Below are 16,510 nucleotides of genomic sequence, written 5' to 3' on the forward strand. Positions count from 1 at the left end.
TCACATGGTATTGATCGGATACTTGTATGCATTGCCGATCGACCCATTGCATGGATCGTTGATCGTGATGAGCTGGCACGTCGCTTGCCAATACGGGATCTGATCGCACGCAGCTTCCTCTGCCGCGGTCCAATCCATCGAGGAGCGTGAGCGATGCCAGCCGTGAACCGCGAACCGCACAAGAAGGGCGACTTCCTGGTCGATTACGAGGAGAAGGTCTTCGAGGACGTGAAGGCCGAGCCGGGCCAGAAGGCCCTCGTCACCTTCCACACCGTTGCGTTCGAAGGCTCGATCGGCCTCGTCAACCTGCTCCAGGCCACGCGCCTGCAGCGCAAGGGCTTCGAGACCTCGATCCTGCTCTACGGGCCAGGGATCACGCTCGGCGTCCAGCGCGGTTTTCCGCGGCTCGGCGACGAGGCCTTTCCGGGACACCTCAACTTCAACAACCAGCTCGAGAAGTTCATGGCCGAGGGCGGCAAGGTCTATGCCTGCCGGTTCTCGACCCAGGCCCTCTACGGCCACGGCGAGGCGGCCTTCATCGAGGGCATCCGCATGATCAACCCCCTCGACGTGCTTGACTGCATCCTCCTGCACAAGCGCGACAACGCGGTGATCATCGACACCTGGACCGTCTGAAGCTCCTGGACCGTCCGACGCCCGCACCCCGGCGGCCGCGCGACGCGCGCAGCCGCTGGCTCAGCCGGAGGATCATCCATGTCAGAGAGCCGGCCAGAAACCCGGATCGTGCGGGCGGCCGCCATCCAGATCGCGCCCGACTTCGACCGGCCGGAGGGCACCCTGGAGCGCGTGCTCAACGCCGTCGATGAGGCCGCCGCCAAGGGCGCGCGCTTCCTGGTCTTCCCCGAGACCTTCGTGCCCTACTACCCCTACTTCTCCTTCGTCCTGCCGCCGGCACTGCAGGGCGCGGAGCACCTGAAGCTCTACGAGCGCGCGGTGGCGGTGCCGGGGCCGGTGACGCAGGCGGTCTCGGCCGCCGCGCGCCGCCACGGCGCCGTGATCGTGCTCGGCGTCAACGAGCGCGACCACGGCTCGCTCTACAATGCTCAGTTGATCTTCGACGCGGACGGGGCGCTGAAGCTCAAGCGCCGCAAGATCACCCCGACCTACCACGAGCGCATGATCTGGGGTCAGGGCGACGGCGCGGGCCTTACCGTGGTCGAGACCGCCGTCGGCCGGGTCGGGGCGCTCGCGTGTTGGGAGCACTACAACCCGCTCGCCCGCTACGCCCTCATGGCGCGCCACGAGGAGATCCACGCCGCGCAATTCCCGGGCTCGCTGGTCGGCCAGATCTTCGCCGACCAGATGGAGGTGACGATCCGCCACCATGCCCTGGAGGCGGCCTGCTTCGTGGTCAACGCCACCGGTTGGCTCACCGACGAACAGGTCGCGCAGGTCTGCCCGGACGAGCGCCTGCGTGGCGCCTGCCGGGGCGGCAACTGCACCGCCATCGTCTCGCCCGAGGGCAAGCACCTCGCCGAACCGCTCGGCCCCGGCGAGGGCATCCTGATCGCCGACATGGACCTCGCGCTGGTGACCAAGCGCAAGCGGATGATGGATTCGGTCGGCCACTACGCCCGACCCGAACTCCTGAGCCTCCTCCACGACGACCGCCCGGCCGCGTTCGTGCATCAGCCGGCCGGCGCGCAGCCCGCCCCCCGGAGCCTGGACCATGAGCAGCAGCCCGTTCCTCACGAGCCCGCCCCCCGTCCCGCCGGCCGCGACGGGTCTGATCGGGATGCCGACGGAGCGCCTGATCAACGCGTTGCAATCCTACGGCGTTAGGCTGGCCGACAGCCGCGCCGGGGCGCCGAGTCGCCGCGGCGGCGCCGGCCCGTCGGACCATAAGGCCATGACCATCGCGGGCCGCACCGTGATGGTCCCGGTCCATACCGAGACCGCCTTCGACTCGCCCTTCCTCGTGCGCCGGCCGGATGCGGACGGGGTCGCGGTGATCGAGCACGAGGGCGTCGTGATCGGGCGCGCCACCTTCCCGGGCAAGCCCCGCTTCTACGGGCTCTCGACCTTCGACGGGGTGCCCTATTCCAAGATCGCCGTGCTGCACGGGCGCGACGTCCTCGCCACAACGGTGCTGCAGACCTGCATCCGTTACGCGAGCCGCACCAAGACCTGCCAGTTCTGCTCCATCGGCCAGTCGCTCGCCGCCGGACGGACCATCGCCCACAAGAGCCCCGCTCAGCTCGCCGAGGTCGCCCGCGCCGCCGTGCTGCTCGATGGCGTGAAGCACATGGTGATGACCACCGGCACGCCGAACGCCACCGATCGGGGCGCCGCGGTTTTGTGCGACAGCGCCTTCGCGGTGAGGGAGGCCGTCGACCTGCCGATCCAGGCCCAGTGCGAGCCCCCCGACGACGATCGCTGGTTCGAGCGGATGAAGGCCTCGGGCATCGACGCGCTGGGCCTGCATCTCGAGGCCGTCACCCCAGAGGTCCGGGCGCGCATCATGCCCGGCAAGGCGAGCGTGCCCCTGGAGCGCTATTTCGAGGCCTTCGCGGCGGCCGTGCCGGTCTTCGGGCGCGGCCAGGTCTCGACCTACATCCTCGCCGGCCTCGGCGACGCGCCGGGGGCGATCCTGGCGATGGCCGAGCGCCTGATCGGGATGGGCGTCTATCCCTTCGTGGTGCCGTTCGTCCCGATCTCCGGCACGCCGCTGGAGAGCCACCCGGCCCCCGGCGCGGACTTCATGCACGCGATCCTGCAGCCGCTTGCCGCCCTGCTGGGCGCCGCGAACCTGCGCTCCACCGACATCAAGGCCGGTTGTGGACGCTGCGGCGCCTGCTCGGCGCTGTCCACCTACGAGCGTGTGGGGGCGGCCTGATGTTCGACCCCGTTCCGCCCTATTGGCCGAGCCACTTCCGCGTCAAATTCGCGATCGCGCCGTGGGAGCGGCGCGCCTGCGCTGCCCTGCGCCGCCAGGTCTTCTGCGCCGAGCAGGGCCTCTTCGTCGATGACGACCGGGATGCCGTCGACGCTCACGCTATCCCGGTCTGCGCGCTCTCGACGCTGGGCGGCGACACCGATGCCGTGGTCGGCACCGTCCGCATTCACGAAATCCCGGAGCGTCCAGGCGAATGGTGGGGCTCGCGCCTGGCCGTCGCCAAGCCGTTCCGCAGTGCCGCCGCGCTCGGCACCGGGCTCATCCGCGTCGCGGTCGCCGCGGCACATGCGCGGGGCTGCACCTGCTTCCGCGCGCATGTGCAGGAGGCGAACGCCCCGCTGTTCGAGTCCCTCCACTGGACGAGCCTCGCCGCGCTCGATCTGCACGGACGGCCCCACCGCCTGATGCAGGCAGACCTCGCGGCCTACCCGCCGATGCACGATCCCGAGCACGGCCTCGTCACCTTCCGCAGGGCCGCGTGACCGCGGTCCCCGACATCGAGGCCCTGGCCCGCCAGATCCGCGCGGCAAAGGGGGTCGGCCACAAACGCGACATCGACGCCGTGGTGGCGCGGCTCGGGCTGGCAAGCCGGCATGCGGCAGTGCCGGTCGGCGACGATTGCGCGGCGATTCCCGATGGCGACGGGCACCTTCTGCTGGCCATCGAGGGTTTTCTCGACAGCTTCGTGGCCGCCGACCCGTACTTCGCCGGCTATTGCGGCATCATGGTCAACCTGAGCGACGTCGCCGCCATGGGGGGGCGCCCGCTTGCCGTCGTCGATGCCCTCTGGAGCCGGGATGCCGAGGCGGCGGACCCGATCCTGGCCGGTCTGGCCGACGCCGCCACAATCTACGGCGTTCCGGTGGTGGGCGGCCACACCAACACCCGTGCGGCCGCCGGCAACCTTGCGGTCGCCGTGCTCGGTCGGGCGGGTCCGCGCCTCCTGACGAGCTTCGATGCCGCGCCCGGAGACGACCTCGTCGCCGCCATCGACCTGCGCGGACGCTTTCGCGAGCCGCATCCCTACTGGGACGCCTCGACGGGCGCGCCGGGCGAGCGGCTACGCGCCGACCTCGCACTGCTGCCGGGACTTGCCGAGGATGGCTTGGCCCGCGCCGCGAAGGATATCAGCATGGCCGGCATCGTCGGCACGGCGCTGATGTTGCTCGAATGCTCGGGCGTCGGCGGCGTTATCGACCTCGACGCGATCCCGCGCCCCAGGGACGTTCCACTCGCGCGCTGGCTGACGGCCTTCCCGAGCTTCGGCTACCTCGTGAGCGTCCGCCCCGACCGCACACCGGCCGTGGTGGCGCGCTTCGCGCAGTGCGGCATCGCGGCGTCCCGTATCGGGCGTCTCGACGCGAGCCGGGTTGCCCGGGTGCGGCATGCGGCGGGGGCAGAGGCGGTGGTCTGGGATTTCGCCGCCGGCGCGTTGATCGGCTGCGGCCGGAACGGCGTGGGGGCTGCCCCGTGAAACGCCTGCGCATTGCCATCCTGACCCATTCCACCAACCCGCGGGGCGGCGTCGCGCATTGCCTCGCGCTGGCTGAGGCCCTGTGCGTCCTGGGCCACGAGGCCGTGGTCCACGCCCCCGACCCGTCCGGACGCGGCTTCTTCCGGGAGGCGGCCTGCCCGACGGTGGCGGTCGCGGCCCAGCCGGTCGCGGGCCCGACGGTCGAGCTGGTGCGCACCCGCATCCAGGACTACCTGCGCCACTTCGGCAGCCCAGCCGCGTGCGACTTCGACATCTTCCACGCCCACGACGGGATCGGCGGCAACGCGCTCGCGACCCTGAAGCACCGACGCCTGATCCCGGGCTTCGTCCGCACCGTCCACCACGTCGATCACTTCGCCGACCCAGTGCTGGCGGACTGGCAGGAGCGTTCGATCCGCGAAGCCGGTCGGCTGCTCTGTGTCAGCCGCCTCTGGGCCGACTGGATCCGGGACGAGATCGGTGCGGAAGCCGATATCGTCGGGAACGGGGTCGATCCGTCGGTCTATCGCGACGTTCAGACCGGGGCGGATGCAGCGGTGCGGGACCGTTGGCAGCTCGGCCCGGGGCCGATCATCCTGAGCGTCGGCGGCTTCGAGGCACGCAAGAACACGCTGGGCATCATCGAGGCCTTCGGCCGTCTGCGGGCGCGTCGCCCGCAAGCGCAGCTCGTGGTTGCCGGCGGTGCCTCGCTCCTCGACCACGCCGCCTACCGCGACCGCTGCCGCGCGGCCCTGGCGGCTGCGGGCCTCACGGTCGGTCGGGGTGAGGCCGTCATCGAGACGGGTCCCGTCCCGCAGGCCGACATGCCGGCGCTCTACCGGGCCGCCGACCTCCTGGCCTTCCCCTCTTGGACGGAGGGCTTCGGCCTATGCGTGCTGGAGGCTATGGCCTGCGGAACGCCCGCCCTCGTCTCCCGCCGCCCGCCCTTCACCGAGTATCTCGCGCCGACGGACGCCCTCTTCGCCGATCCCGCCGACGCGGATGCCCTCGCCGACGCCATGGCGGCGGCCTTGGTGCCGCAGACCCGCGCCCGGCTGCGTGCGGCGGGTCTCGCCCGGGCGGCCGCTCAAACCTGGCGGGCCTGCGCCGAGCGCCACCGCCAGGCCTACGCGGCCTGCACCCGCCTCCAGCCGGAGCCGATCCATGCCTGAGATGCACTTCCACGTCCGCTGGCCCGACGGACGGCGCGAGGCCTGCTACTCGCCCTCCCTCGTGGTGAAGGACTTTCTCACCCCGGGCGAAAGCTACGCCCTCGACGAGTTCGTCGCGAAGACCCGCACGGCCCTCACCATCGCGAGCGAGCGGGTGCGGGAGAAGTACGGGTTCAGCTGCTCCTCCGCCCTGGATCAACTCGCCCGGATCGAGGCCGCCGCGCAGCGGCAGCCCCCCGGTGGCCGTGTGGCGGTCGAGCGCTTCGAGCCCTGAACCGGCCCCCTCCCGAACCTCACGGAGTTGGAACCATGACGTCCACGATCCGTCACGTTCCCGTTGCCATCGTCGGCGGCGGCCAAGCCGGTCTCTCGGTCAGCTACCACCTCAAGCAGCGCGGCCTCGATCACCTCGTGTTCGAGGCGCACACGGCCGCACACACCTGGGCGACGCAGCGCTGGGACACGTTCTGCCTCGTTACGCCGAATTGGCAATGCGACCTGCCGGGTCATCCCTATGACGGGCCGGACCCGGACGGATTCATGAAGAAGGACGAGATCGTCGCCTATCTCAAGGCCTTCGTCGCCAAGGTGAATCCGCCGATCCGCGAGGGGGTCGCGGTCACGCGCGTCGCGCGGGGCGCGGACGGGCTGTTCGCGGTCCAGACCTCGGAGGGCGACTACACCGCGGACGAGATCGTGGTGGCATCCGGCGGCTATCATACGCCGATCATCCCGCGCATGGCCGAGAAGCTGCCGGGCTCGATCGCGCAGATCCACTCGAACCAGTATCGCAAACCGGCCCAGCTGCCGGAGGGCGCTGTCCTGGTCGTGGGCTCTGGCCAGTCCGGCGCGCAGATCGCCGAGGATCTCCACCTCGCCGGCCGCGCCGTGCATCTGGCCGTAGGCGACGCGCCCCGCTGCGCCCGCTTCTACCGAGGCCGTGACGTCGTCACGTGGCTCGCCGACATGGGTTATTACGAGAAGACCGTCGAAGACCATCCCCTGCGCGATGGCGTCCGCGATAACACCAACCACTACGTGACCGGCCGCGACGGTGGCCGGGATATCGACCTGCGCCGCTTCGCGACCGAGGGCATGGCGCTCTACGGCGTGCTGGAGGACTACGCCGACGGTGCACTCTGCTTCCGCGACAACCTCAAGCGCTCGCTCGATCAGGCCGACCGGACCTACAACGGCATCAACGCGGCCATCGACACGTACATCGCCGAGTCCGGCATCGCCGCGCCCGCGCAGACGCCATACAGCCCGGTCTGGGAGCCGGGCGAGTTGGTTACGAGCCTCCCCCTCGCAGGCTCCGGCATCACCAGCATCGTCTGGTGCATCGGCTTCACGCCGGATTTCCGCTGGCTGGACGCCTCCGTATTCAACGGTGCAGGCCAGCCCAAGCACAAGCGCGGCGTGACGGGTGAGGACGGCATCTCCTTCATCGGCCTGCCCTGGCTGAACACCTGGGGCTCCGGGCGTTTCGGCGCGGTCGGCCGCGATGCCGAGTACATCGTGCAGGTCATCCAGAAGCGCCTCGGCGCCGAGGGCTTCGCACTCAGCCGCATGGTTTGAGGCCCGCCGTCGCGCTGCGCGCCGGTCTCCCGTGCCGGCGCGTGATGTCCCTGCAACACCCGCCGCGCTCTCGTATTTCATCAGATCATTTACAGTAGACTCTAGGATAATCCGTGACATCATCAAGATGTAATTGGAAATGTATGCAGATTGATCGCATTTCCATACAAGAAAATATGGTTGGATCAGCGGCAAACTTCGATGTCCTTTGCGCCGCGGCGACGTGGCGAACGATGACGTGCGGCTTGTGGGAAGGGGTTCGAGGATGATGAATCGGTTTGCGGCAACGCTGGCAGGAGGCGCGGCGCTCGCGTTGAGTGCGACAGCAGCTTTCGCGCAATCGACGACGGTTCCGGGCGAGCAGGTCGGCCTCGCCGCCGGCGCGCCGCTGCCGGAGGGCATCTACGCGGTGGACACCTTCACCTACCGACGCACCGACCAGCCGTTCTCGCCGGATACGTCGGTCAATGTCCCGTTCCTGCTGTGGTCGACGCCGCTCACTCCGCTCGGCGGCCGGATCGAGGCCCTGGTGGCACAGCCCACCGTGTTCGCCTTCACGCGCAACGCGGCCGGCCAGGGCAACAAGGACATCTCGATCAATGTCGGCACTCTGCTCGCCGGCATCTGGGCCTTCGACCTCGGCGGTCATGTCGGCGTCAGCTTCCTCGGCGGCGTTCACCTGAACGATCTCGATGCCGGGCGCGGCTCGCTGTTCACCGGCGCCTTCGCGCCGAACCCGCGGGTGCCCGGCGGCCTGAGCCCGGTGGGAACGCCGGTGCTGCCGCAATTCTCCTCGAACACCTACCGCTTCGGCGTTGCTGGCAGCTATACCGGAGACGGGTGGGATATCACCGCCAACCTGACGGCGAACATCTACGACTCGCCCGGCCGCTTCGGCGGCCTCGTGGGTTCGGCGATCGGCCCGCTGCGCCTCTCGGACGCGCTCAATATCGACCTGACCGCGACGAAGAAGTTCGGCAACTTCGAGATCGGCCCAGTCGCCTACGGCACGTATAACTTCGACATCAGCTCGTTCAGCGCGGCAGCCGGCAACCGCGGTCGCTTCGCCATCGGCGGCCTCATCGGCTACGACTTCAAGGCTTTCACCGTCCAGGCCTATGTCGCCCGCGACGTCGTGACCGGCGCGACCTACACCAATGCGCTCGGCCGTACCCGCGACAACTACTCGACTGATGGCTGGGTGCGGTTCATCATACCGCTCTACACGCCGCCCGCAGCTGCGCCGGTGGTGGCGCCGCTGGTCCGCAAAGGCTGAGCGGGCAGGTTCCCGCGCCGCGGATCGCGGCGCGTCCGAAATCGAAGTGCACATCCTTCCCAGGGTCTTCGCTTCGACAGGGGCCGAGCGGCCCGGTCTCAACAGCTAAACCCGCTCGGCCCCGCCTCCCGCGGGCTAACGGATCCCCGCGCCTCGCTGTGCGACGAAGGCGGTGTCGCGGTGGTGAAGCTCTCGCATCAGCCCGAAACCCACTTCCGCGGGCGGGCGATCTGCAACCTCTGCATCGCGCTGCGGCGAAGCCCGCGTTGCGCCCGGCGCCGGGAGGGACCAGAACGGGCCCGAGACAGACCCGGAGTGAGAGCCGCATGCGCACCGAGACGCCGCCGCTGATCCGCCTCGAGGAATACCGGCCGAGCGACTACCTGATCGACCGCGTCGACCTCGATATCCGCCTCGACCCGCACGCGGCCCGCATCGACGCGACCCTTGCGTTGCGCCCGAACCCGGCAGGCGTCGCGGGGGCGCCGCTGAACCTCGACGGCGACGACCTGCGGCTGGTCTCTGCGGCCCTCGACGGCGCCCCCCTGTCGCCCGATGCCTACACGGTCTCGCCCGCGGGGCTCAGCCTTCTCACCCCGCCCCGGCAGCCCTTCAGCCTGCGCCTCGTCACCGAAATCGATCCGACCGCCAACACCAAGCTGATGGGCCTCTACCGCTCGAACGGCGTCTACTGCACCCAGTGCGAGGCCGACGGCTTCCGCCGCATCACCTATTTTCTCGACCGCCCCGACGTCATGGCGGTCTACACCACGCGGATCGAGGCCGACCGGACCGAGGCGCCCGTGCTGTTGGGCAACGGCAACCGGATCGAAGCCGGCCCGGTGGGCGCGGACCGGCACTTCGCCGTCTGGCATGACCCCCACCCGAAACCCGCCTACCTGTTCGCCCTGGTCGGCGGCCGCCTCGGCAAGGTCGAGACCCAGTTCACCACCGCCGAAGGCCGCGCCGTCACCTGCGCGGTCTATGTCGAGCCCGGCAAGGAGTCCCGGGCGGATTACGCGCTCGACGCCGTGATCCGTTCCATGCAGTGGGACGAGACTGCATTCGGCCGCGCCTATGACCTCGACGTCTTCAACGTCGTTGCCGTGTCCGACTTCAACATGGGCGCCATGGAGAACAAGGGCCTCAACATCTTCAACGACAAATACGTGCTTGCGAGCCCCGAGACGGCAACCGATGGGGACTACGCCGCCATCGAGGCGATCATCGCCCATGAGTATTTCCACAACTGGTCGGGCAACCGCGTCACCTGCCGCGACTGGTTCCAGCTCTGCCTGAAGGAAGGACTGACCGTCTTCCGCGACCAGGAATTCTCCTCCGACATGCGGTCCCGGCCGGTGCACCGGATCGCCGAGGTCCGCTCGCTCCGGGCGCGGCAGTTCCCCGAGGATGCCGGGCCATTGCGCCATCCGGTGCGGCCCCGGGCCTACGCGGAGATCAACAACTTCTACACGGCGACCGTCTACGATAAGGGCGCCGAGATCGTCCGGATGCTGCGCACCCTGATCGGCGCCCCGGCATTCCGGGCCGGTATGGATCGGTATTTCGCTGACAATGACGGGCGTGCCGCCACGGTCGAGGATTTCCTCGCGGCCTTCACGGCCGTCACGGGACGCGACCTGACGGATTTCGCCCGCTGGTACGAGCGGCCCGGCACGCCCCGCCTCTCGGTGACCGGCCGATACGATCCGCAGGCGGCCCGCTACACGCTCCGGCTGGCGCAGAGCCTGCCCGGTGAGGGCGGGCAGGACGGCGCGCCCCTCGTGATCCCGGTCGCCCTCGGGCTCGTCGGCAGCGCGGGCCCGCTTGAGGCGGCAACCTCCGCCCAGGTGCGGGAGGGGGTCTTCGTGCTCGACCGGTCTGAGGCCGAGATCGTCTTCGGGGGTGTCACCGAGGAGCCGGTGCCCTCTGTGCTCCGGGATTTCTCCGCGCCGGTACGGCTCGACCTCGCGCTCACCGACGCGCAACGCATGCGGCTGCTGGCCCAGGACAGCGATCCGTTCAACCGCTGGCAGGCGGCGCAGGACGTGGCCCTGCGGCTGATCCTGAAGCCCGATGCCGGCCGCATGGAGGCCTTCGCGGAGGCTTTGGGCCGGTTTCTCGACGGCGAGGCGCTGGCAGACCCGGCCTTCGCGGCCCTGGTGCTGGCGCTGCCGAGCGAGGGCGAGGCCGCCGACGCCCTGCCGGCCGACGTCGATCCCGACGCGATCCATCAGGCGCGTGTCGCGCTGCGGGCTGATCTTGGCCGCAGCCTGCGACCGCGCCTCGAACGGATCGACGCTGCCCTCGCACCGGTCCCGGGGGCACCCTACAGCCCCGACGCCGCCTCGGCGGGGCGCCGGGCGCTGCGCAACGCTGCCCTCGACCTGATCGCGGCCGGCGATCCCGCAGCCGGCGCCGCCTGGGCCGCGGAGCGGCTGGCGGGTGCGACCAACATGACCGACCGACTCGCCGCCCTCGCGACCCTGGCGCTGATCCCGGGCGAGACACGGGAGGCGGCGCTGGCCGATTTCGCAGCGCGCTACGCCGACGAGCCCCTGGTCCTGGATAAGTGGTTCGCCATCCAGGCGCAGATCCCCGAAGCCGGGACGCTGGAGCGAATCACCCGGCTGCAGGACCACCCAGCCTTCACGCTCACCAATCCGAATCGGGTGCGGGCGCTGATCGGCAGCTTCGCGTTCGGCAATCCGACCCAGTTCGCGAGACCCGACGGAGCGGGATTTGCGTGCGTGGCCAGGACTGTGGCGGCGCTCGATCCCACCAACCCGCAGGTTGCCGCGCGGCTGCTGACGGCGTTCGGATCCTGGCGGCGGCTGGAAAAATCGCGGTCCGCGAAAGCCGCCGAAATGCTCAACGGGATCAAGGCGATCCGGGGCCTGTCCCGGGATACGGCCGACATCCTGGCCCGCACCCTGGAAGGCGGCTAAGTAGCTGTACCGACGGGGAAAATCGATTCTTCCGCGACGCTGCAACAGGGGGTGTTCGTCAAGCCGGTATGGTAAAAAATCCGTGGACAAACCGCCCCTCAGGGTGATTGTATTCACAAAGATTCGGGGGGCGGGGAGCTCGGACCGGATTGCAGTTCCCACGGGCGAGGTTCGGCCATGCCGGAGGCGGGTTCCGCTTCCTTCTCCGCGCGTGCGGACTCGACTCTCGCCGTTTCTTGGCCGGGTCATGCCCGGCAGCCGCGGTTCGCGCAGGCCGAGCGTTGGCTGCGCTTTGCCGTGCCGGGAAGCCTTGCGGTGTTCCTGGCCTGTCTCGTCGGTCTGGCCGCACTCCACATCCGTGGCCAGCGCGCCGAGATCCTGTCGGTTGCCCAAGTGGAGGTCGAGGGGTTCGCACGGCTTGCCGCACGTGCGGTCGATCCCGCGGGGGCCGTCGCGGCGGATCTGCGCGCGCTGTTGCCGGAGAGCGGCCGGCATTCGGGACGGCGCCTGCTGCTGGTCCGGCCCGACACCCGCATCGTTGCGGCCCATCCACCGCTCCCGGCCGACCTCCAGACGCTGTCGCAAGTTCTCGGCGCGAGTGAGCCCCTCTCCGGCCTTGGAGAACGCGCCGGCGCCATCGTCCTCGAACTGCCCGGCGGCGAGACCGTGTTGGCGGCCATGCACAGCCTTCCGGGCGGCGTGGGCCAAGTGGCGGTGCTGCAGCCGGTCGAGCCGCTCCTGCGCGGCTGGAGCGCCCGCACCCGCGACCAGATCGTGCTGATCGCCGCCGCATCCATCGTGATCGTCGGCGTGGGCCTCGCCTACGCCCTTCAGACCCGACAGGCGGCCCGGGCCGACTGCGCCCGCGAGAAGATCCGCGGCCGCCTCGAAACGGCTTTGCGCCGGGGCGCCTGCGGCCTGTGGGATTGGGACGTCGCGAGAGGGCGGATCTATTGGTCCGACTCGATGTACGGCCTGCTCGGCTACCGGCGACAGCACGAATACCTGTCCTTCGGCGACGTCAACGGGCTGGTCCATCCCGATGACGGCGACCTCTACAGCCTCGCCCGGGGGCTGGCAGCGAACCAGACCACCATCGACCATGCCTTCCGCATGCGCGGCGCCGACGGGGCCTATGTCTGGTTCCGCGCCCGGGCCGAGGTGGTGGTGAACGCGGGCGATGGCAGCCGGCACCTCGTGGGCATCGCCACCGACATCAGCGAGCAGCGCGCCCTGGAGGAGGTCAACGCGGCGGCCGACATGCGGCTACGCGACGCCGTAGAGGCGATCTCGGAGGCCTTCGTCCTCTGGGACACGGGCAACCGGCTGGTCCTGTGCAATTCGAAGTTCCGGCATCTGCACGCCCTGAGCCCGGAGGATGCCCGGGCCGGTCAGAGCTACGCGGAGGTGATGGGCCGGGGCGTGCTGCCCCAGGTCCGACGCGAATCGCCGGAGGCCGGCATGGCGCTCGGCGGCATGGCATCCCGGACCTTCGAGGCCGAGCTGGCGGACGGTCGCTGGCTTCAGATCAGCGAGCGGCGCACCAAGGATGGCGGCTACGTGTCGGTCGGGACCGACATTACCAGCCTGAAACGGCATCAGGAGCAGCTCCAGGCCTCGGAGCGTGAGCTGATCGAGACCGTGAAGGACCTCAAGCGGTCACGCCGGACCCTGGAACTCCAGACCCAGCAGCTCGCCGACCTCGCCGAGCGCTATCTCGACCAGAAGGCGGTCGCGGAGGCCGCCAACCAAGCCAAGGCGGAGTTCCTGGCCAACATGAGCCACGAACTGCGGACGCCGCTCAACGCCATCATCGGCTTCGCCGACGTGATGGAGAACGCGGTGCTCGGGCCGCTCGGCACGCCCCGCTACACGGAGTATTGCCGCGACATCCGCGAGAGCGGTTCGCACCTCCTGTCCATGATCGACGACATCCTCGATATGGCCCGGCTCGAGGCGCGCCGCGTGCGGCTGAACCCCCGGGCGATCCCGGCCGAGGCGGCGATCTCGTCCGCCGTCGCGCCCTTCGCGGCGGTGGCGCATGAGAAGTCCATTACCGTCAGCACGGACGTGCCGCCCGATCTCGACCTGCTGGCCGATCCGGCCGCGCTCCAACAGATCCTGGCCAATCTCGTGCAGAACGCCGTGAAGTTCACGCCGACCGGGGGGCGCGTCGCCGTACGCGTGCGGCGGGCGGGGGCGAGCACGCACCTGTACGTGGTGGATAACGGCATCGGCATTCCGCGCTCGGACCTCGCCCGGCTCGGCCGGCCGTTCACCCAGGTCGAGGCGCAGATGACCCGGACCCACAAGGGCTCAGGCCTCGGGCTGGCGATCACCCGCTCGATGGTCGAACTGCACGGCGGATCGCTCCGCATCCGCTCGGAGCAATCGGTCGGGACCATCGTGCTCGTGCGCCTGCCGGCAATGGGCGCCGACCGAACCGTCGCGGACGCCGTGGCGCGCGCCCCGAGCAAGCCGCGGGCGACCCGGCGCCTGGCGCGGTCGGTGGCGGCGTAACGAAGGCAGCTCTCGGATCTGAACCCAGCCAGATGACGATGCGGTGGCGGTTTCCGATCCTGCCCGGAAGCTGAGAGCATCTCACCATATGCCGGACAGCGGCCATTCGGTTGCGCGCAGGACTTTCCGGTCATACGTCGGTATCGAAACGCAGAGGGTGAAGCCGTGAACGACAGGATGAGCAACGCGATCCGCCTTGTCTCGACACCTGCCACGGTTGACGATGTCCGCCTTCCTCACCCTCGATTCCGTTTCTGCCCGGACGCCTGACCGCTCGCTTTTCCGAGACCTGACCTTCGCGATCGGGGCGGAACGCGTCGGGCTCGTTGGCCGCAATGGCTCTGGCAAATCCACGCTTCTGCGCATCATCGCCGGTCTTGCCGAAGCGTCCTCTGGCGTCGTTCGGCGGATCGGAACGATCGGTGTTCTCCAGCAGGACATGCCGCAAGCGTGGACCCTGGCCGAAGCGCTCGGCGTCGCGGGCTCGCTGGAAGCGATCGGCCGAGTCCTGGCCGGTCACGGCACCGCCGACGATCTCAACGCCGCAGACTGGACCCTGGAGACCCGTATCGGTGCGGCGCTCGCGCAGGCGGGTCTTCCCGATCTGCCACTGAACCGTCGCCTTGAAACACTGTCGGGCGGCGAGCGCACGCGTGTCGGCATCGCTCGCCTCATCGTTGAGGCCCCGGACCTTCTGCTTCTTGACGAACCGACGAACAATCTCGACGCCGGCGGCCGTGCAGCGATGCGAGCCCTGGTGCGGAATTGGCGCGGGGGCATCCTCGTCGCGAGCCATGACCGGGACCTCTTGGAGGACGTGGACCGCATCCTCGAACTGACGACGAAGGGCGTGCGCAGTTTCGGCGGGGGCTGGTCGGCCTATGCTGCCGCGCGCGACGCGGATCGACGGCGCGCCGGCGCCGAGCTTGAGCGCGCCGAGGCGGGCGTTCGCGCCGCGCGCCAGGCCGCGCAAGCGCAGCGCGAGGCAAAGGAGAGGCGCGACAGAGCGGGACGCGCCTTCGCCGCCAAGGGATCCGAACCGAAGATCCTTCTGGATGCGCAAGCCGAGCGCGCGCAGAACAGTGGCGGGCGCACGCAGGCGCTCAGCGACCGGCGGGTGAGTGCTGCCCTTGCCGAGGCGGATGAGGCTCGATCGCGGGTGGAGGTCCTGACACCCGTGACGATCAGGCTGCCGCCGAGCGGATTGCCGTCCGGCGCAATGGTCCTTGCCATGGACGGCGTTCTGGCCGCGACCGACGATCGATGCCTTGGCCCGTGGACCCTGCATATCCACGGGCCGGAACGGATCGCGCTGAAGGGAGCGAACGGGGCCGGGAAGACGACCCTCCTGCGCATCGCGGCCGGTTTGCTCGCTCCCGTTGCCGGCTCGGTGCGCCGTGCCGAGGGGCGCATCGTCTTACTCGATCAGCACGTCGCCTTGCTGGATCCCGACCAAAGCATCCTCGACAACATTCGCGGTGTGAACCCGAAGGCGACCGACGCGGAAGCGCACGCTATCTGCGCCCGGTTCGCCTTCCGCAGCCAGGATGCGAATCGGGTCATCGGCACACTGTCAGGCGGCGAGCGGCTGCGGGCGGGACTTGCGGCGACGCTGTCCCGGCCCACCCCGCCCTGGCTCGTCATTCTGGATGAACCGACCAACCATCTCGACATCGAGTCCCTCGAAGTTCTGGAGCAGGCTCTGCGAGGCTTCGACGGTGCGCTGCTTGTCGTGAGTCACGATCCATCCTTCTTGGCGCGGATCAGGCTCGATCGCGCTTTCCAAGTCTGACATCCAAAAGATTGAGCGTCGGCGTTAGCCCAATTCCATCCGGGAGCGGACCGACCGCAAACCAACTCCTCAAAGACAGCTCCGAGGTCGATCCGACGGATCCCGACGTCAGAGGCGGGGGTCGAGTCCTCCGAGGCGGGCGGCGCGGCCCTGCTCGGCATGCCACCGCGCATCCGCGACGGCCCGGCTCAGGGAGCGGATACGCCAGCGCCGGTACAGGGCGAGGATCGGGTTGCCGCCGAGGGCCGCCTCATGGCTGCGCAGCCGCCGCAGCAGGCTCGGCAGCTGCGCCATCGCCGCGTCGCCGTTGGCGATTTCGATCGCCCGCAATTCGGCCCGCAGACCTGCCTTCCAGTCCTCCATGGCGTCCGCGCCTCCGCAATGGTGCGCCGGTGACGGCCGCTCGGCCCGGCAAGATCCCAGAAGGGTGCCAGGCCGACACCCCTGCGGCATGAGTGCACGCTGAGACAACACCGCTCCCGAAGACGGGTTTGCTCCGGAGACGATCCGTCAGCCGGGTCAGGGAGAGGAGATTTCGACCGATGCGTTCCACCACACCCCTTCGCCTCGCCGTCGCGGCCCTGCTCTGCCTCGCCGCCGCCCCGGCGCTCGCGCAGAGCACCGGCTACGTGACCGGGTTTCCCGGCAAGGACCCGGCCGGTGACGAGGAGATCGGCTGGGGACCGGCTTACCGGCCGGAGACGAGCTTCGCTCAACCCGGCACTCCGCCGACGCCCGGCGAGATCGCCGGCCGCGCCTATCGCGCCCGGACCGGTCACGGTGTCTACGATCGGGTGGAGGGCGATGGGCCTTACCCGGCCCGGTAACGGATT

General features: G+C 69.6%; 14 protein-coding genes. 13 read left to right on the forward strand and 1 reads right to left on the reverse strand.

The window, feature by feature from the left end:
* Positions 1-153: 153 nt before the first annotated feature.
* The 12 genes from BLQ49_RS20880 to BLQ49_RS20935 all read left to right on the forward strand — a co-directional run bounded on the left by BLQ49_RS20880 (position 154) and on the right by BLQ49_RS20935 (position 15,677).
* Positions 154-636 carry an MSMEG_0572/Sll0783 family nitrogen starvation response protein gene (locus BLQ49_RS20880; RefSeq protein ID WP_058191264.1) on the forward strand — a complete coding sequence of 161 codons (483 nt, stop codon included), beginning with the start codon at positions 154-156 and terminating at the stop codon, positions 634-636.
* Positions 637-714: 78 nt separating this feature from the next.
* Complete coding sequence (locus tag BLQ49_RS20885) at positions 715-1,803, forward strand: Nit6803 family nitrilase (protein ID WP_091719224.1); 1,089 nt, start codon at positions 715-717, stop codon at positions 1,801-1,803.
* Complete coding sequence (locus BLQ49_RS20890) at positions 1,757-2,857, forward strand: MSMEG_0568 family radical SAM protein (protein ID WP_091719226.1); 1,101 nt, start codon at positions 1,757-1,759, stop codon at positions 2,855-2,857. Before BLQ49_RS20885 ends, BLQ49_RS20890 begins: the two co-directional genes overlap by 47 nt.
* On the forward strand, positions 2,857-3,399 hold the full coding sequence (locus tag BLQ49_RS20895) for an MSMEG_0567/Sll0786 family nitrogen starvation N-acetyltransferase (protein WP_208859089.1): 543 nt from the start codon (positions 2,857-2,859) through the stop codon (positions 3,397-3,399). The genes BLQ49_RS20890 and BLQ49_RS20895 overlap by 1 nt, the downstream gene beginning before the upstream one ends.
* Entirely contained in the window at positions 3,396-4,391 is a 996-nt protein-coding gene (locus tag BLQ49_RS20900) for a sll0787 family AIR synthase-like protein (RefSeq protein WP_091719228.1), read from the forward strand. Before BLQ49_RS20895 ends, BLQ49_RS20900 begins: the two co-directional genes overlap by 4 nt.
* Positions 4,388-5,563 (forward strand): MSMEG_0565 family glycosyltransferase, encoded by a 1,176-nt coding sequence (locus tag BLQ49_RS20905; RefSeq protein WP_091719229.1) that lies wholly within the window; start codon positions 4,388-4,390, stop codon positions 5,561-5,563. The genes BLQ49_RS20900 and BLQ49_RS20905 overlap by 4 nt, the downstream gene beginning before the upstream one ends.
* Complete coding sequence (locus BLQ49_RS20910) at positions 5,556-5,837, forward strand: MSMEG_0570 family nitrogen starvation response protein (protein WP_091719231.1); 282 nt, start codon at positions 5,556-5,558, stop codon at positions 5,835-5,837. The genes BLQ49_RS20905 and BLQ49_RS20910 overlap by 8 nt, the downstream gene beginning before the upstream one ends.
* A 35-nt stretch (positions 5,838-5,872) precedes the next feature.
* Positions 5,873-7,141, forward strand: a complete 1,269-nt coding sequence (locus tag BLQ49_RS20915; RefSeq protein WP_091719233.1) for an MSMEG_0569 family flavin-dependent oxidoreductase — start codon at positions 5,873-5,875, stop codon at positions 7,139-7,141.
* A gap of 265 nt (positions 7,142-7,406) precedes the next feature.
* On the forward strand, positions 7,407-8,417 hold the full coding sequence (locus tag BLQ49_RS20920) for a transporter family protein (protein ID WP_091719235.1): 1,011 nt from the start codon (positions 7,407-7,409) through the stop codon (positions 8,415-8,417).
* Between the two features lie 326 nt (positions 8,418-8,743).
* On the forward strand, positions 8,744-11,365 hold the full coding sequence (gene pepN, locus BLQ49_RS20925; RefSeq protein ID WP_091719237.1) for an aminopeptidase N: 2,622 nt from the start codon (positions 8,744-8,746) through the stop codon (positions 11,363-11,365).
* A gap of 177 nt (positions 11,366-11,542) precedes the next feature.
* The gene (locus BLQ49_RS20930) at positions 11,543-13,885 is read left to right on the forward strand and encodes a PAS domain-containing sensor histidine kinase (protein WP_091719239.1); all 2,343 of its coding nucleotides are present in this window, start codon (positions 11,543-11,545) and stop codon (positions 13,883-13,885) included.
* 223 nt (positions 13,886-14,108) lie between these two features.
* Positions 14,109-15,677, forward strand: a complete 1,569-nt coding sequence (locus BLQ49_RS20935) for an ABC-F family ATP-binding cassette domain-containing protein (protein ID WP_091719242.1) — start codon at positions 14,109-14,111, stop codon at positions 15,675-15,677.
* A 108-nt stretch (positions 15,678-15,785) separates the two neighbouring features.
* Here BLQ49_RS20935 and BLQ49_RS20940 read toward each other — a convergent pair whose 3' ends face one another.
* Positions 15,786-16,040: a hypothetical protein gene (locus BLQ49_RS20940; protein ID WP_091719244.1), complete on the reverse strand. Its 255-nt coding sequence runs from the start codon at positions 16,038-16,040 to the stop codon at positions 15,786-15,788.
* 179 nt (positions 16,041-16,219) lie between these two features.
* Between BLQ49_RS20940 and BLQ49_RS20945 the strand changes: the two genes are divergently transcribed.
* The gene (locus BLQ49_RS20945; RefSeq protein WP_091719246.1) at positions 16,220-16,504 is read left to right on the forward strand and encodes a hypothetical protein; all 285 of its coding nucleotides are present in this window, start codon (positions 16,220-16,222) and stop codon (positions 16,502-16,504) included.
* Positions 16,505-16,510: the final 6 nt, after the last annotated feature.

Origin of the sequence: Methylobacterium phyllostachyos, assembly GCF_900103445.1 — a bacterium.
Lineage (GTDB): Bacteria > Pseudomonadota > Alphaproteobacteria > Rhizobiales > Beijerinckiaceae > Methylobacterium > Methylobacterium phyllostachyos.

What these genes read in the sequence shown, in the direction of transcription:
- BLQ49_RS20880 (WP_058191264.1), top strand. Translation starts at nt 154, where the DNA reads ATGCCAGCCGTGAACCGCGAACCGCACAAGAAGGGCGACTTCCTGGTC.
- BLQ49_RS20885 (WP_091719224.1), top strand. Translation starts at nt 715, where the DNA reads ATGTCAGAGAGCCGGCCAGAAACCCGGATCGTGCGGGCGGCCGCCATC.
- BLQ49_RS20890 (WP_091719226.1), top strand. Translation starts at nt 1,757, where the DNA reads ATGCCGACGGAGCGCCTGATCAACGCGTTGCAATCCTACGGCGTTAGG.
- BLQ49_RS20895 (WP_208859089.1), top strand. Translation starts at nt 2,857, where the DNA reads ATGTTCGACCCCGTTCCGCCCTATTGGCCGAGCCACTTCCGCGTCAAA.
- BLQ49_RS20910 (WP_091719231.1), top strand. Translation starts at nt 5,556, where the DNA reads ATGCCTGAGATGCACTTCCACGTCCGCTGGCCCGACGGACGGCGCGAG.
- BLQ49_RS20915 (WP_091719233.1), top strand. Translation starts at nt 5,873, where the DNA reads ATGACGTCCACGATCCGTCACGTTCCCGTTGCCATCGTCGGCGGCGGC.
- BLQ49_RS20920 (WP_091719235.1), top strand. Translation starts at nt 7,407, where the DNA reads ATGATGAATCGGTTTGCGGCAACGCTGGCAGGAGGCGCGGCGCTCGCG.
- pepN (WP_091719237.1), top strand. Translation starts at nt 8,744, where the DNA reads ATGCGCACCGAGACGCCGCCGCTGATCCGCCTCGAGGAATACCGGCCG.
- BLQ49_RS20930 (WP_091719239.1), top strand. Translation starts at nt 11,543, where the DNA reads ATGCCGGAGGCGGGTTCCGCTTCCTTCTCCGCGCGTGCGGACTCGACT.
- BLQ49_RS20935 (WP_091719242.1), top strand. Translation starts at nt 14,109, where the DNA reads ATGTCCGCCTTCCTCACCCTCGATTCCGTTTCTGCCCGGACGCCTGAC.
- BLQ49_RS20940 (WP_091719244.1), bottom strand. Translation starts at nt 16,040, where the DNA reads ATGGAGGACTGGAAGGCAGGTCTGCGGGCCGAATTGCGGGCGATCGAA.
- BLQ49_RS20945 (WP_091719246.1), top strand. Translation starts at nt 16,220, where the DNA reads ATGCGTTCCACCACACCCCTTCGCCTCGCCGTCGCGGCCCTGCTCTGC.